Origin of the sequence: Rhizobium sp. 268, assembly GCF_036571585.1 — a bacterium.
GTDB lineage: Bacteria > Pseudomonadota > Alphaproteobacteria > Rhizobiales > Rhizobiaceae > Rhizobium > Rhizobium redzepovicii.
The window spans coordinates 128064-143598 of the sequence record NZ_JAPPSO010000008.1 but is presented as its reverse complement, the minus strand read 5'-3'; the positions used below and the strand labels follow the sequence as shown (position 1 = coordinate 143598).

The following is a 15535-nucleotide window of genomic DNA, read 5'->3' as shown; positions in this document are numbered from 1 at the left end:
TCCTGCAAAGCCGTTTGGGCGTGCAGGTGCTTTCAAGGGCAGGCATGAAACTACTCGAGACATACATATTACGGCGCGTCGGCCAGATGTTTCTCGTGGCGCTCCTGCCCGTTCTGGCGATCATTTGGACGACTCAGGTGTTGCAGCGCATCAACCTGGTCACCGACAGCGGCCAGTCGATCGGCTCGTTCGCCAAGCTCGCGACGATGATTCTGCCGTCGATCATTCCCGTTGTCCTGCCCTTCGCCCTCGTTATCGCGATCACCCAGACGCTGACGACGATGAACAACGATTCCGAGCTCACCGTTATCGACGCGGCCGGGGCGCGGCGCAGCGTGCTGATCCGCCCGATCCTGCTGCTTGCCGCCGTCGTCAGCGTTTTTTCCTTCTTCGTCGACAACGTCGTCGAGCCGCGCGCCAAAACCGTCGTGCGCCAGATGATCGCCGAGACCTATGCCGACCTCTTGTCTTCGGTGATCGAGGAAAAGACCTTCCGCAAGCTTGATGAAGGCCTTTATGTGCAGATCTCGAAGCGGATGGCCGGCCGCATGCTGAAGGGCCTTTTCGTCGCCGACGAGCGCGATCCGGCCTACGAGCTGATCTATTATGCGAAGGAAGGCGCCGTCGACGATACGGGCACGACGCTGATCATGCATGAAGGTGAGGTTCACCGTAAAACGCCCGACGGCAATGTCTCGGTGATCAATTTCGATTCCTATTCCTTCGACCTCTCGGACATGACGGAGAATCGCGGCCAGGCGACGCTGCGCGCCAGCGACCGCGACCTGTGGTTCCTGCTCAATCCGGATCCGGCCGACAAGGACTATACGATCCGGCCGCAGAGCTACCGCGCCGAACTGCATCGCCGGCTGACGGACTGGATCCTGCCTGTCGTCTTCGCGCTGTTTTCGCTGGCAATCGCCGGCGATGCGCGCTCGCACCGCGAAGCGCGACTGCATCCGATGGTGAGCGCGCTCGCCTATGCCTTCGCGCTGCGCTGGGCGGCATTCTACGCGGCCAATCAGATCGACACCGATCCTGAATATATCGTCGTTCTCTACGCCATACCGATCGTCAGCAGCATCATCTCGATCGTCTTCCTCGGCCTGCACAAACGACTGGCCGTACCCTCGTTCATTCGCGACCGGATGTCGTCTTTCTGGAGACGGACGCAGGAAAGGCTGCTGGCCGCAACCGGCAGGGCCGGCGGAGACGCCGCCCAATGATATTCGGGACATTGTCGCGTTATTTCTTTCGCCGCTACCTGGTGACGATGGGCTGGTTCCTGATCGGCGTCTCGGCGATTTCCTTCCTGCTCGATTTCAGCGAGACGGCGGGCCGCATGTCCGGCCTACCCGGCTACACGATCGGCGGCGGCATCCTGATGACCGCCGTGCGCCTGCCGCTGATCCTGCAGCAGACGGTGCCTTTCATCGCGCTGTTCGTCGGCATGACGGTGCTGATCGGGCTCAACCGCAAATATGAGCTCGTCGTCACGCGCGCTGCCGGCATTTCGGTCTGGCAGTTCATGTTCCCCTTCATCGCCGGCTCGCTGATACTTGGCCTACTGACGATGACAGCGCTCAATCCGCTTGCCGCCTGGGGGCAGCGCCAGGCGCTGCTTGTCGAATCCGACTGGCGCGGCGAAAACGCCGTTCTGCGCAAGGCGCCGCAGATTCCGTGGCTGCGCCAGATCAGCGGCCGGGACGATGTCATCATCGGCGCCCACACGGTTCAGGAGAACGGAACCAAGCTGATCGACGCCGTGTTGATCCATTTCGATTCAAGCGGTCAGGTCATTCTGAGACAGGACGCCGCGACGGCAAAATTGGAAGATGGTTACTGGCAACTTAACAACGTTGTCGAGCGCAAGCCTGGCGAAATCCCCGTGCGTAAAGCTTCGGTTCAACTTCGCACCAATCTGAAACAGGACTTCGTCCAGGAGCGGCTGACAGCGCCGGAAACAATTGGTTTCTTTGACCTTTCCAACCGCATTGCCGCGGCCAAATCCTTCGGCATCTCGACCAAGGCGCTGGAGACGCAATTCAACTCCCTGTTGTCCCAGCCCCTGCTGCTGGTGGCAATGACTTTCATTGCTGCAACAGTGTCCCTAAAATTTAGCCGGTTCAACCAATCCCGCTCCGTGATTCTGGGTGGCATCCTCTCGGGCTTCATGCTTTATGTCATCACCGTGCTTGTAAAGGCATTCGGAAGCAGTGGAGTTGTGCCCCCCTTCGTGGCGACGTGGATACCGGTGATCGTCGCGCTGGCCTTGGGTGCGACTATTCTGCTTCATCAGGAGGACGGCTAGTGGCGGCAGGCGACCGCAAGTATTTTAGTAAACAGTTGGTTGCCCTGCTCGTCGGCGCGACTCTATGTTCCTATTTCGGCAGTGTCCCGGTCTCCTACGGCCAGGCCAATACGTCCGCTCAAGATATCGGGAAGAATATTCCGGAAGGGGCCAAGCTTCTGCTTTCGGCCAATGAACTCGTCTACAACCGTGACGCCGATCTGGTGTCGGCGATCGGTGGCGTGCAGATCAACTATGCCGGCTACAAAATGGTCGCGCAGAAGGTCGAGTACAATCAGAAGACCGGCCGGATGATGGCGCTCGGCAACGTCGAGCTGGTCAGCCCGGACGGCAACCGCATCTATGCGGACAACCTTGACGTGACCGACAATTTCGCCGACGGGTTCCTGAACTCGCTGCGCATTGAAACCTCCGACAATACGCGTATCGTCGCCGAAAGCGGCCAGCGTGTCGGCGGCACGATGATGATTCTCAACAAGGGCGTCTACACCGCCTGCCTTCCCTGCGCCGAAGATCCGAAGCGCGCGCCTTTCTGGCAGGTCAAGGCGAAGCGGGTGATTCAGAACGGCGTGACCCACACGATCCGTCTGGAGCGGGCGCGCTTCGAGCTGCTCGGTTACCCCATTGCCTTCGTGCCTTTCATCGAGGTCCCCGACAATACGGTGAAGCGCAAGTCAGGCTTTCTCTTCCCAACGATGAGCCTGTCGCAGAATCTCGGCTTCGGTCTTTCTATTCCTTATTACTACGTGATCTCGCCGAGCATGGACGCGACGGTCACCACGACCGGCTACACCGCCCAGGGCTTCCTCGTCGAAGGCGAATTCCGCCAGCGCTTCGAAAACGGCACGCATATCCTGCGCGTCGCCGGCATAGATCAGGCAAAGCCGGACAATTTCAGCTCCGGCACCAGCGATGCCGAAGCCAGTCGGCGTGGCATGGTCGCCTCGAAGGCCGAATTCCGTATCAATCCGCGCTGGACGTTCGGCTGGGACGTCATGGTGCAGAGCGACAACAATTTCTCGAAGACCTATAAGCTGAAGGACTTCACCGGCACGGATCGCACCAACCAGATCTACCTGACCGGACTTGGGAAACGCAATTATTTCGACATGCGGGCGTTCTATTTCGACGTCCAGGATGCCGATCGGAAGAACACGGCCGAAAAGCAGCAGGCGATCGTCTATCCGGCGCTCGACTACCACTATGTGGCGCCGCAGCCGCTGGCCGGCGGCGAATTGTCGGCGGATGTCAACCTGACGAATATTTCGCGCACTCATGACGACTTCTATACCGTCGACGGCTTCGACCGCTTCCGCGGCCTGAAGGGACAGACCTCGCGACTGACGGCCGAACTGCAGTGGAAGCGCACCTACGTCACGCCGACCGGCCTGGTGATCACGCCACTTCTGGCCGCCCGCGGCGACGCTTTCGCGCTCAATATGGACAACCCCACGGGTTACACCGGCAACTATCTCGACGACAATTCCGCCACCCGCTCGATGTTCACCGCCGGGCTGGAGCTGCGTTATCCGATCCTGATGACGACCGAGAACAGCACCCATATTCTCGAACCTATCGCACAGATCTATGCCCGCCCCGACGAGCAGCTCGCCGGCCGGCTGCCGAACGAGGATGCACAGAGCTTCGTCTTCGACGCCACCTCGCTGTTCGATCGCGATAAGTTCTCCGGCTACGACCGCGTCGAAGGCGGCACCCGCGCCAATGTCGGCATCCAGTATACCGGGACGTTCGACAGCGGCTACAAACTGCACGGCATCTTCGGCCAATCCTATCAGATTGCCGGCCAGAACTCCTTTGCCACCGATGATCTCGTCAATGTCGGCGCGGATTCGGGCCTGGAAACCGACCGTTCCGATTATGTCGGCCTTGGCGGCGTCGAAACACCATACGGCGTTTCCGTCGCGGCCTCCTACCGCCTCGACGAGAAGGATTTCGAGTTCCGCCGCGGCGACCTGACGACGGCCTACCAGAACGACACCTTCCAGACGCAGGTGACCTACACCCATCTCAGCGCCCAGCCGGCCTATGGCTTTGCCGAGGACAACGACGAAATCCAGACCAGCAGCAAAGTCAAATTCAAGGATTATTGGGCGATCTTCGGCGGCATCGCCTGGGATCTGAACAATGATGTGCTCAGCCGCCGGACGCTCGGTCTCTCCTATGAGGACGAATGCACGATCTTCACGATCGCCTATACCGATACCCGGGACTCCGACGACGAGTCGGCCAGCGACTGGACGATCGGCGCACGGCTGACCTTCCGAACGCTCGGCGATATCAAGATCGGTTCAGACACCCTTGAGTGACGGGCGGCCGGCGCAAACATGGCCTGAAGCCATTCTTTCGCCGTATGCCTGTGCAGGACATTGCCGCCAGTCGGTATCTGAGGCATAGGGGTTTCGCCGCGTGTCTCGCACTGTGATAAAAAACGCCGCGAACGACGTCTCGCGGCGCTATCGGGAGGTCAACATATGATTGACGCGAAAAAAGCCATAACCAAGTTCCTTGCCGGGGCAGCGCTTGCCTTGCTGACGGGGGTTGCCGCTCCGGCATTTGCCGCAAGCGAGGTCAAGGCCGTGGTGAACGGCACCGCCATCACCAGCGGCGACGTCGCCAAGCGCCAGGCCTTCCTGCGCCTTCAGCACACCAAGGCCGATGCCAAGGCTGCCGAGGAGCAACTGATCGACGAAACGCTCAAGCGGCAGGAGGTCTCCCGCGTCCATATGTCGGTCTCGCAGCAGGACGTCGATGCGTCTTTCGCGCGCTTTTCGGCCGGCAACAAACTTTCCGTCGAGCAGATGTCGCAGATCCTCGATCGCGCCGGCGTCGGCGTCGACCATTTCAAGGGTTTCATTGCCGTGCAGATGAGCTGGCCGCGGGTCGTCAACGCGCGCTACGGTTCGACCTCGCGGCTGTCGAACTATGATCTCGTCTCGCGCATGATGCAGAACAACAAGCAGAAGCCGGTGACGACCGAATATATGCTGCAGCAGATCATCTTCGTCATCCCGCAAGCCAAGCGCAACGCCATCACCGGCAAGCGCAAGGGCGAGGCCGAGGCGTCGCGCTCGAAATTTCCGGGCTGCGACCAGGCAAAGGTCTTTGCCGCGACGATGCGTGACGTTTCCGTGCGCGATCTCGGACGGATGCTCGCGCCCGAAATCCCGCCGGATTGGAAGCCGCTGGTCGAGCAGGCCAAGGGCAATACGACAGGGACCCGCGTCACCGATAAGGGCGTCGAATATCTGGCGATCTGCAGCCAGCGCCAGGTTTCCGACGACCAGGCTGCCGAAATGGTCTTCCGCCAGGAAGATCTCGGCAAGGCCAAGGGCGGCAAGGACGCCAGCCCGGAAAACGAAAACAGCAAGAAGTACCTGGATGAACTGCGCAAAAAGGCGCAGATCGCCTATCGCTGACCTGCGATGACGATACCATTTTCGCGACCGCTTGCGCTGAGCCAGGGCGACCCCGCCGGCATCGGGCCGGATATTACGCTGATGGCCTGGCTCCGGCGGCGTGAACTCGGGCTGCCGCCTTTCTTCCTGATCGGCGATCCCGAGGTGTTGGCGTTGCGAGCCCGCCAGCTCAACCTTTCGGTTTCGATCCGCGAGATTGAAAAAACCAGCGAGGCTGCCGGTATGTTTGCCGATGCGCTGCCCGTCATGACGGTGCCTGCCGGTATCGAGGTGGTTGCCGGCGAGCCGCATGCAGCAACGGCGAAGGGCACGATCGCGGCGATCGAAAAAGCCGTTTCGCTTGTCATCATCGGCGAGGCGCTCGCGGTCGTCACCAACCCGATCGCCAAATCAGTGCTCTACGAGGCCGGTTTCCGGTTTCCCGGCCATACCGAATTTCTCGCCGATCTCGCCGCCAGGGCGACGGGCAGGCCGGTGACGCCCGTCATGATGCTATCGGGACCGAAGCTTCGAGCCATTCCCGTCACCATCCACATTCCGGTCCGGGACGTGCCGCAGGCGCTGACCGGCGACCTGATCGTGGAAACCTGCCGGATCGCCCATGAAGACCTGAGGCAGCGTTTCGGCATCGCGGCGCCGCGGCTCGCGGTTGCCGGCCTCAACCCGCATGCGGGCGAAGGCGGGACGATAGGCAGGGAGGACGAGGATGTCATTCGCCCGGCGATCCAGCGCCTGCGCGACGAGGGCATCGATGCGATCGGCCCCCTGCCCGCCGACACGATGTTCCATGACGAGGCGCGGGCCCGATATGACGTCGCCGTCTGCATGTATCACGATCAGGCGCTGATCCCGGCCAAGGCACTCGGTTTCGACGACAGCGTCAACGTCACGCTCGGGCTTCCCTTCGTGCGCACCTCGCCGGATCACGGCACCGCTTTCGGCATCGCCGGCAAGGGACTGGCGCGCGAGCAGAGCCTCGTTGCAGCGCTGAAGCTCGCCGCCCAGCTTGGCCGCACTGCGGAAAGCCACCGTTGATGGCAACACTCGATGGCCTGCCGCCGCTTCGCGACGTCATCCAGCGTCACGGCCTCGATGCGCGCAAGGCGCTTGGGCAGAACTTCCTGCTCGACCTCAACCTCACGCAGAAGATCGCCCGCACGGCGGGTGCCCTCGAAGAGACGACCATCTTCGAAGTCGGCCCCGGCCCCGGCGGGCTGACGCGGGCGATCCTGGCGCTCGGCGCCCGGAAAGTCATCGCCGTCGAGCGGGATACGCGCTGCCTGCCGGCGCTCGCCGAGATCGCTGATCACTATCCCGGCCGGCTCGAGGTGATCGAAGGCGACGCGCTGAAGACCGACTTCGAGGCCTTGGCGCCGGAAGGCCCGGTCAAGATCATCGCCAACCTCCCCTACAATGTCGGCACGCAGCTTTTGGTCAACTGGCTGCTGCCGAAGGCCTGGCCGCCATTCTGGCAGTCGCTGACGCTGATGTTTCAGAAGGAAGTCGGCGAGCGTATCGTCGCCTCTGAAGACGACGACCATTATGGCCGGCTCGGTGTGCTCTGCGGCTGGCGGACACAGGCGCGCATGGCCTTCGATGTGCCGCCGCAAGCCTTCACGCCGCCACCAAAGGTAACGTCGACGGTCGTGCATCTGACGCCGCGTGAGAACCCCATCCCCTGCGCTGTCGGCAATCTGGAAAAGGTAACGCAGGCGGCCTTCGGACAGCGCCGCAAGATGCTGCGCCAAAGCCTGAAGCCGCTCGGCGGCGAGAGGCTGCTCGTCAAGGCCGGAATCGATCCGGCCCGGCGGGCGGAAACCCTGTCAGTCGAGGAATTCTGCCTGTTAGCAAATAGCCTTTAGACTAAAGCGACGGTGTCTCTTCCAGCAGCTCGCGGACGAAATCGAACATCCCATGGCGGCGGTCGCGGCGCAGGCGTTCGGCCTTGACGATCGACTGGACGGCGTCGAAGGCGGCGTTGAGGTCGTCGTTGACGATGACATAGTCATATTCGCGCCAATGGGCGATCTCGGCGCGGCTGTTGGCGAGGCGCGTCTGGATGACCTCCTCGGAATCCTCGGCGCGGCGGTGCAGCCGCGACTGCAGCTCGGTCATCGTCGGCGGCAGCACGAAGATCGAGACGACGTCGGCCGACATCTTCTCCTGCAATTGCTGGGCGCCCTGCCAGTCGATATCGAAGAGCATGTCGCGGCCCTCGGCCATGGCCTGCTCGACAGGCTCGCGCGGCGTGCCGTAGAAATTGCCATGCACCTCGGCCCATTCGAGCAGCGCGTCGCTATCGCGCATCCGCTCGAACTCGCGCACACTCTTGAAGTGGTAGTGCACATCCTCGATTTCGCTCGGGCGGCGCTGGCGCGTGGTGACGCTGACGGAGAGGCCGATTTGCCTGTCCTTCTCCAGCAACGTGCGCGCGATGGTGGACTTGCCGGCGCCCGACGGCGACGAGATGACAAGCATCAGACCGCGGCGGGCGATCTGGACGGGCGAGGATTTCGCCGGATTCATGTCCTACTCCAAATTCTGGACCTGCTCGCGGAACTGGTCGATCACAACTTTCAGCTCGATGCCTGCGGCGGTGACCGCCGAGGCATTCGATTTCGAGCAGATGGTATTCGATTCGCGGTTAAATTCCTGTGCAAGGAAGTCCAACCGGCGTCCAGCGGGGCCATCTTTCACCAGGAGATCGCGCGCCGCGGCGACGTGCGCCTTCAGACGATCGATTTCCTCGCGCAGATCCGCCTTGGTCGCGAGCAACGCGGATTCGGCATGCAGCCTGTCGCGGTCGAGCGCGGCCATGCCGTCCATCAGCAAGGCGACCTGACCGGCAAGCCGTGCGGCGATCTCCTGCGGCGAGCGCGAGGGATCGGCCTCGATCGTCCGCGTCAGACCTTCGACCGTCGTCATATGGTCGAGGAGAATGCGGGTCAGCGCCGAGCCTTCCTGTTCGCGCATGGCTCTCAGATCGGCAAGTGCTGCCAAAAGGCCGGCAGTGATATCGGCGTCACGGGCGGCAAGCGCCTCCTCGCCATCCTCGCTTTCGCGGAATTCCACGATGCCACGCACCAGAAGCAGCGTATCGAGCTTCAGCGGCGCCGGATCGATTATCCCGTCCAATTGCTCGCGCATGGCAAGTACGGCGGCAAGCGCTTCCTTGTTCAGCACGGCCTCGAAGCGGTTTTCGTCAGCGGTGACGGAGAGCGATGCCTGCAGATTGCCGCGACTGAAGCTTTCGCCGGCAAGGCGGCGGACGTCCGCCTCCATGCGCTCGAGGCCGGGCGGCAGGCGCAGCCGCAGGTCGAGGCCCTTGCCGTTGACCGAGCGCAGTTCCCATGCCCAGCGCCAGCGGCCGCTCGTTCCCTCGCGCCGCGCAAAACCGGTCATGGACTGCAAAGCCATACGAGCCTCCAGAAGCTATCAGTTGATCTTCTTTTTCTTCGGCGGCGTGACAGCAGCGCCGTCATCCGCCGGCTGCTCCTCAGGCTGGCCGTCGACCGCGATGTTCGGGTCCGAGCCCTTGTCGGCTTCGAGCTTGCGCCAGCGCTTGACGTTGGCATTGTGCTCCTCGAGCGTCGCTGCGAAAACATGGCCACCGGTGCCGTCGGCGACGAAATAGAGGTCCTGGGTCTTCCAGGGATTGGCTACGGCCTCAAGCGCATCCTTACCGGGATTGGCGATCGGCGTCGGCGGCAGGCCCTTGATGACATAGGTATTATAGGGCGTTTCCCGCTTCAGGTCCGACTGGTAGATCGGCCGGTCGGCCGGTTTGCCGTCGCCGCCGAAGAGGCCGTAGATGATCGTCGGGTCGGACTGCAGGCGCATACCTTTGCCCAGCCGATTCAGGAAAACGGAGGCGACATGGGCGCGTTCGTCGGCAACGCCGGTTTCCTTTTCGACGATCGAGGCGAGCGTGACGAACTCTTCCTTGGATCGCAGCGGCAGCGAGGAGTCGCGCTTGTCCCAGATCTGATCGACGATTTTCTGCTGTGCCGCCGCCATCTGCTGGATGATTTCCGAGCGCTTGGTGCCGCGCGAGAACTTGTAGGTATCGGGGCGCAGGCTGCCCTCGGCCGGCAGCGCGGCCGGCAGGTCGCCTTCCAGTACCTGGTCCTCCAGCATGCGGTTGAACATCTGGCGGACCGTCAGGCCCTCGGGGAAGGAAACGGAATAGAGAATGGATTTGCCCGACTTCAGAAGCTCCATGATATCGCTCATCGAAGCTCTGGCCTTGATCTCATATTCACCGGCCTTCAGGCTCTCACCGGCAGACAGATGCGTTGCCGTGATATAGCGGAAGATGCGGGCATCGCTGATGATCGCATTGCGCTCGAGATTGGAGGCAATTTCGGCGAGACCGGCGCCGTTGCGGATAATGAAGTTGGTGTTGGTCTGCAGCGGACCGGGGTTCCGGTAGGTCGACGTGGCGTAATAGAAGCCGATGACGGCCACGACGCAGACCAGCACCGCCATCGTCATGATGAAGTTCAGGAAAAGAACGACCTGGCCGCGGGCTTTCTTGGACCGTTTAGGCGGCTCCGGAACGCGCTCGGGACGCAAGGCTTCGCTCGGCGACTTCGGGATGATCGGTCCCTTCTGCGCTTGCCGGCCGTTCTCGCCCTGCGGGGTATCGTTGCTCTGGTTCGTCGTATCGCTCACCGGCAATCCTCTAAAACTTGACCCTCACTTCGCTATTTCGCGAAGCAATGCGGCAAAAGCAGGTTCTGCCGCCGTTCAATGGCGCCGCTGCCGGCCGTTATGCTCCCGCACACGCTGTTACGCAATGTGAAGGACCGGCCCGGTTTGCGGTGTAAGGGACACCCATTACACCGCGCGTACGAGACTCTATTGCGCGTAACGGCGCAGGACGAGCGACGCGTTGGTGCCGCCGAATCCGAACGAATTGGACAGCGCCACATTGATTTCCCGTTCGCGCGCCTTGTGCGGAACAAGATCAATCGCCGTCTCGCGTTCGGGATTGTCGAGGTTGAGCGTCGGCGGCGCGACATTATCGCGAATGGCGAGCGTGGCGAAGATCGCCTCGATCGCGCCGGCAGCACCAAGAAGGTGTCCGGTCGCCGACTTGGTCGAGGACATGGAGATCTTCGATGCCGCATTGCCGACCAGCCGCTCGACGGCGCCAAGCTCGATCGTGTCGGCCATGGTCGAGGTGCCGTGAGCGTTGATATAATCGATATCGGCCGGGGTCAGCCCGGCGCGCTTCAGAGCCATCGCCATGCAGCGGCCGGCGCCCTCGCCGTCTTCGGACGGCGCGGTGATGTGATAGGCGTCGCCCGACAGGCCGTAGCCGACGATTTCGGCGTAGATCCTGGCGCCACGCGCTTTGGCATGTTCCAGTTCCTCGAGCACGACGATGCCGGCGCCCTCGCCCATGACGAAGCCGTCGCGGTCGCGATCATAGGGGCGCGAGGCCTTCTGCGGGTCGTCGTTGTGCTGGGTCGACAGCGCCTTGCAGGCGGCAAAGCCGGCGAGCGAAATGCGGCTGACGGGGGATTCCGTGCCGCCGGCGACCATGACGTCGGCGTCGCCAAGCGCAATCAGCCGCGCGGCATCGCCAATCGCATGCGCGCCCGTCGAGCAGGCGGTGACGACCGAATGATTGGGTCCGCGCAACTTGTGGCGGATCGAGACCTGGCCGGAGACGAGGTTGATCAGGCGGCCCGGAATGAAGAAAGGCGAGATGCGGCGCGGGCCCTTGTCGCGCAGGGTGTAACCTGCCTCGACGATGCCTTCGATGCCGCCGATGCCGGAGCCGATCAGCACGCCGGTAGCGATCTGGTCCTCATCGGTCTCGGGATGCCAGCCGGCATCGGCAAGCGCCATGTCGGCGGCAGCCATGCCGTAGATGATGAAGGGATCGACCTTGCGCTGCTCCTTCGGCTCCATCCACTGATCGACATTGAAGGTGCCGTCGGTGCCGTCGCCAATCGGAATACGGCAGGCGATCTTGGCGGGAAGGTCGTCGACCTCGAATTCGGTGACGAGGCGGGCGCCGTTCTGACCGGCAAGCAGCCGGGACCACGTCACCTCGGTTCCGCATCCCAAGGGTGATACCATGCCGGTACCTGTTATGACGACACGTCTCATCGCGTGCTTTCCCCCGTCTGTTATGTTCTATGGAGAAATAGGCCGAAAAGAAAAGGGCGGACTCCAGGCCCGCCCTTTATCAAAATTACAGAATCAGGCCTGGGCCTTCTCGATAAACTTAACGGCGTCGCCGACCGTCAGGATCGAGTCGGCAGCGTCGTCAGGAATTTCAACGCCGAATTCTTCTTCGAAAGCCATGACAAGTTCGACCGTGTCGAGCGAGTCAGCGCCTAGATCGTCGATAAAGCTGGCGCTCTCGACGACCTTGTCGGCATCGACGCCAAGATGATCAATAACAATTTTCTTTACGCGTTCTGCGATATCGCTCATGTCGGTTTCCTCGACCTTATGTCCTGATCGGAATGCCGTTGCGGCACCCCTACCCTGTTTCAGCCTGCGATGTTTTCAGACATCCTCGGCAAACTCGTTTACCCGGCTTCAGAGATGTCCCAGGCTTGCGAAAAGCCCGCCGGTCCGTCTGCTTTCTCGGGACGACTGTTGACAGTCATGGCCCGCTTAACATGCTTTAGGTCCGCCGCAAAGCGAGAAAATCAACGGTTCGTGATTGCTCAACATGCTATTGGCGGAAATACTCCCATGCCAGCGGTTTGTCGTTTCAGATCATCGCCATGCCGCCGTTTACGTGCAGCGTCTGGCCCGTCATATAGGCAGCCTCGGCGGAGGCAAGATAAGCGACAGCCGAAGCAACTTCCCCCCCTGTGCCCATGCGCTTCATCGGGATTGCCCCCATGATCGCTTCCTTCTGCTTGTCGTTCAGCTTGCCGGTCATGGCGCTTTCGATGAAGCCGGGCGCCACGCAGTTGACCGTCACGTTGCGGGTGGCGATTTCCTGCGCGAGCGACTTGGTGAAGCCGATCATGCCGGCCTTGGAGGCACAGTAATTGGCCTGGCCCGGATTGCCGGTAACGCCGACGACGGAGGTGATGTTGATGATGCGGCCATAGCGGCGGCGCATCATCGGATGCGTCAATTCGCGCGTCAGGCGGAAAGTCGACGTCAGGTTCACTTCGAGAACGGCGTCCCAATCCTCGTCGCTCATGCGCACGAAGAGGCCGTCCTTGGTGATGCCGGCATTGTTGACCAGAATGTCGACGCCTTCGAGTTCGGCTTCGGCCTTCTGGCCGAGGGCCTTGACCTCGTCGCGGTCGGAGAGGTTTGCCGGGAAGATCTTGACGCGCTCGCCAAGATCGGCCGCCAAGGCTTCCAGCTTCTCGACGCGGGTGCCGTGCAACCCGACGATGGCGCCCTGCTTATGGAGAAGGCGGGCGATTTCCTCGCCGATACCACCCGATGCGCCGGTGACGAGAGCCTTGCGGCCAGAAAGATCGAACATGGAAACGTTCCTTATATCTGGATATCTGGAAATACCAATCAGGCCATGAGGGCGGTAACAGTCGCGTCGATATCCGCCGGACCGTTGACGGAGATTCCGTTGATTGTCTTATCGATGCGGCGGGCAAGGCCGGTCAGCACCTTGCCGGAGCCAAGTTCATAGAGCGTCGTGACGCCATTGCCGGCGAACCATTCCACCGTCTCGCGCCAGCGGACCTGACCGGTCACCTGCTCGACCAGCAAGTTGGCGATCTCGTCGGCTGTGGTCACGGGCGCGGCGCGGACATTGGCAATGACCGGCACGACGGGATCTGATTTGGCGACCTTTGCCAGTGCTTCGCGCATGGCGTCGGCGGCGGGCGCCATGAGTGCCGAATGGAAGGGTGCCGAGACCGGCAGCAGGATGGCGCGCTTGGCGCCCTTGTCGGTGGCGAGCCCGGCGGCCTTTTCGACGGCTGCCTTCTCGCCCGAAATGACGATCTGGCCGCCGCCATTGTCGTTGGCGATCTGGCAGGCGCCGGTGGCCGCAGCCTCTTCACAGACAGCGACGACGTCGGCATGTTCGAGGCCGATGATCGCCGCCATGGCGCCGACGCCGACGGGGACGGCCGCCTGCATGGCGTTGCCGCGGATGCGCAGCAGCCGCGCGGTGTCAGTGAGCGAAAAGGTGCCGGCGGCGCACAGGGCAGAATATTCGCCGAGCGAGTGGCCGGCCACATAGGCGACCTTGGACTTCAGATCCAACCCCTTGGCCTCAAGAATGCGGACGACGGCAATCGAGACGGCCATCAGCGCCGGCTGGGCGTTCGCCGTCAGGGTCAAGGTCTCCTCGGGACCGTTGAACATGACGTCGGAAAGACTTTCACCGAGCGCCTCATCAACCTCGTCGAAAACGGCGCGGGCTTCCGCGAAATTCTCGGCCAGATCCTTGCCCATGCCGACGGCCTGACTGCCCTGACCGGGAAAAGTGAAAGCAATGGTCATTCTCGTATCCCTGGCTCATGCCCCTGATTGCGCGCCCCGCGAGGCGTTTTGCCTCCAATTGACATTCTTTCCGGCAGAGTCAAGTGGCGGCCCATTCTCTGCAAAGCCTTCCGGACCGGCGGAAAAGCCAGGTTTTTACTCTTGCGCTCCGCCAAATCCGGCCTAGATTTGCCCGGTCCTCCCCAAGGCTTCAGCTCTCTCCCAAGGTTTTCACATGAAGTACAATTCACTCGGCCGCACCGACATTTCCGTTTCAGAAATCTGCCTTGGCACCATGACCTGGGGTTCGCAGAACAGCGAAACCGACGCGCATGCACAGATGGATTACGCCGTCGAAAAGGGCGTCAATTTCTTCGATACCGCCGAACTCTATCCTACCACCCCGGTTTCGGCCGAAACTCAGGGCCGGACCGAAGACTATATCGGCAGCTGGTTCGGCAAATCAGGCAAACGCGGAGATATCGTGCTTGCGACCAAGGTCGCCGGCCGCGGCCGCGAGTATTTGCGCGGCGGCGAAGGTGCTGATGCCAGGAATATCCGGCTGGCGCTCGAGGCCAGCCTGAAGCGGCTGCGGACGGATTATGTCGACCTCTACCAGATCCACTGGCCGAACCGCGGCCATTTCCATTTCCGCCAGAACTGGAGCTACAATCCTTTCAACCAGGATCGCGACAAGGCCGTCGCCAATATGCTCGACATTCTTGAAACACTCGGCGCACTGGTCAAGGAAGGCAAGATCCGGGCGATCGGCCTTTCCAACGAAACCACCTGGGGCATCCAGAAATACCTGACGCTGTCAGAACAAAAGAGCCTGCCGCGCGTTGCCAGCGTCCAGAACGAATATAATCTGCTCTACCGCCATTTCGACCTCGATCTGGCCGAGCTCTCGCATCACGAGGATGTCGGGCTGCTCGCCTATTCGCCGCTCGCCGGCGGCATCCTATCCGGCAAATATGTCGGTGGCGCCAGGCCGAAGGGTTCGCGCGGCTCGATCAACCACGATATCGGCGGCCGCCTGCAGCCGCTGCAGGAGCCGGCGACCAAGGCCTATCTGCAGATCGCCGCCCGATATGGTCTCGACCCGGCGGGAATGGCGCTCGCCTTCTGCCTGTCCAGGCCCTTCATGGCTTCGGCCATCATCGGCGCAACCTCGATGGAGCAATTGAAAGTCGACATCGGCGCGGCCGACCTGACGCTTTCGGCCGAGGTACTGGCGGAGATCGCCAAGGTGCACCGGCAGTATCCGCTGCCGCTCTGATCCTGTTCCTCTCGTCCAGCCCGACGCGACCGATCGGCCTGCGTTGGGCTTGCATGTCCGATTGGGCTT

The 15535-nt window shown here is 61.9% G+C and carries 14 protein-coding genes; 7 read left to right on the top strand and 7 right to left on the bottom strand.

All coding sequences use genetic code 11. From position 1 onward, the window contains the following. Window positions 1-44 precede the first annotated feature (44 nt). The 6 genes from lptF to rsmA all read left to right on the top strand — a co-directional run bounded on the left by lptF (window position 45) and on the right by rsmA (window position 7610). The gene (lptF, locus tag OS035_RS17235) at window positions 45-1226 is read left to right on the top strand and encodes an LPS export ABC transporter permease LptF (protein ID WP_097627275.1); all 1182 of its coding nucleotides are present in this window, start codon (window positions 45-47) and stop codon (window positions 1224-1226) included. Then, on the top strand, window positions 1223-2311 hold the full coding sequence (gene lptG, locus OS035_RS17230; protein WP_097626997.1) for an LPS export ABC transporter permease LptG: 1089 nt from the start codon (window positions 1223-1225) through the stop codon (window positions 2309-2311). Before lptF ends, lptG begins: the two co-directional genes overlap by 4 nt. Next, complete coding sequence (locus OS035_RS17225) at window positions 2311-4638, top strand: LPS-assembly protein LptD (protein ID WP_097626995.1); 2328 nt, start codon at window positions 2311-2313, stop codon at window positions 4636-4638. The genes lptG and OS035_RS17225 overlap by 1 nt, the downstream gene beginning before the upstream one ends. A 165-nt stretch (window positions 4639-4803) precedes the next feature. Beyond that, window positions 4804-5748: a peptidylprolyl isomerase gene (locus OS035_RS17220; RefSeq protein WP_097626993.1), complete on the top strand. Its 945-nt coding sequence runs from the start codon at window positions 4804-4806 to the stop codon at window positions 5746-5748. 6 nt (window positions 5749-5754) lie between these two features. Then, a complete protein-coding gene (gene pdxA, locus OS035_RS17215) occupies window positions 5755-6783 on the top strand; it encodes a 4-hydroxythreonine-4-phosphate dehydrogenase PdxA (RefSeq protein WP_097626947.1) in 1029 nt (342 codons plus the stop codon). Further along, entirely contained in the window at window positions 6783-7610 is an 828-nt protein-coding gene (gene rsmA, locus OS035_RS17210) for a 16S rRNA (adenine(1518)-N(6)/adenine(1519)-N(6))-dimethyltransferase RsmA (protein ID WP_097626945.1), read from the top strand. Before pdxA ends, rsmA begins: the two co-directional genes overlap by 1 nt. 1 nt (window position 7611) lies before the next feature. Here rsmA and gmk read toward each other — a convergent pair whose 3' ends face one another. The 7 genes from gmk to fabD form a co-directional block, all read right to left on the bottom strand. Further along, the gene (gmk, locus tag OS035_RS17205; protein WP_003587504.1) at window positions 7612-8274 is read right to left on the bottom strand and encodes a guanylate kinase; all 663 of its coding nucleotides are present in this window, start codon (window positions 8272-8274) and stop codon (window positions 7612-7614) included. A gap of 3 nt (window positions 8275-8277) precedes the next feature. Beyond that, window positions 8278-9165: a YicC/YloC family endoribonuclease gene (locus OS035_RS17200; protein WP_097626943.1), complete on the bottom strand. Its 888-nt coding sequence runs from the start codon at window positions 9163-9165 to the stop codon at window positions 8278-8280. A gap of 18 nt (window positions 9166-9183) precedes the next feature. Next, window positions 9184-10422 (bottom strand): endolytic transglycosylase MltG, encoded by a 1239-nt coding sequence (mltG, locus tag OS035_RS17195; protein WP_097627274.1) that lies wholly within the window; start codon window positions 10420-10422, stop codon window positions 9184-9186. A gap of 186 nt (window positions 10423-10608) precedes the next feature. Continuing rightward, window positions 10609-11871, bottom strand: a complete 1263-nt coding sequence (gene fabF / locus OS035_RS17190; RefSeq protein WP_097626941.1) for a beta-ketoacyl-ACP synthase II — start codon at window positions 11869-11871, stop codon at window positions 10609-10611. A 93-nt stretch (window positions 11872-11964) separates the two neighbouring features. Continuing rightward, a complete protein-coding gene (locus OS035_RS17185) occupies window positions 11965-12201 on the bottom strand; it encodes an acyl carrier protein (protein ID WP_003547058.1) in 237 nt (78 codons plus the stop codon). A gap of 286 nt (window positions 12202-12487) precedes the next feature. Then, a complete protein-coding gene (gene fabG / locus OS035_RS17180; protein WP_097626939.1) occupies window positions 12488-13225 on the bottom strand; it encodes a 3-oxoacyl-[acyl-carrier-protein] reductase in 738 nt (245 codons plus the stop codon). A 38-nt stretch (window positions 13226-13263) separates the two neighbouring features. Then, window positions 13264-14208, bottom strand: a complete 945-nt coding sequence (fabD, locus tag OS035_RS17175) for an ACP S-malonyltransferase (protein WP_097626937.1) — start codon at window positions 14206-14208, stop codon at window positions 13264-13266. A gap of 214 nt (window positions 14209-14422) precedes the next feature. On the opposite strand from fabD, the gene OS035_RS17170 reads away from it, so the two are divergent. Beyond that, complete coding sequence (locus OS035_RS17170) at window positions 14423-15466, top strand: aldo/keto reductase (protein ID WP_097626935.1); 1044 nt, start codon at window positions 14423-14425, stop codon at window positions 15464-15466. Window positions 15467-15535: the final 69 nt, after the last annotated feature.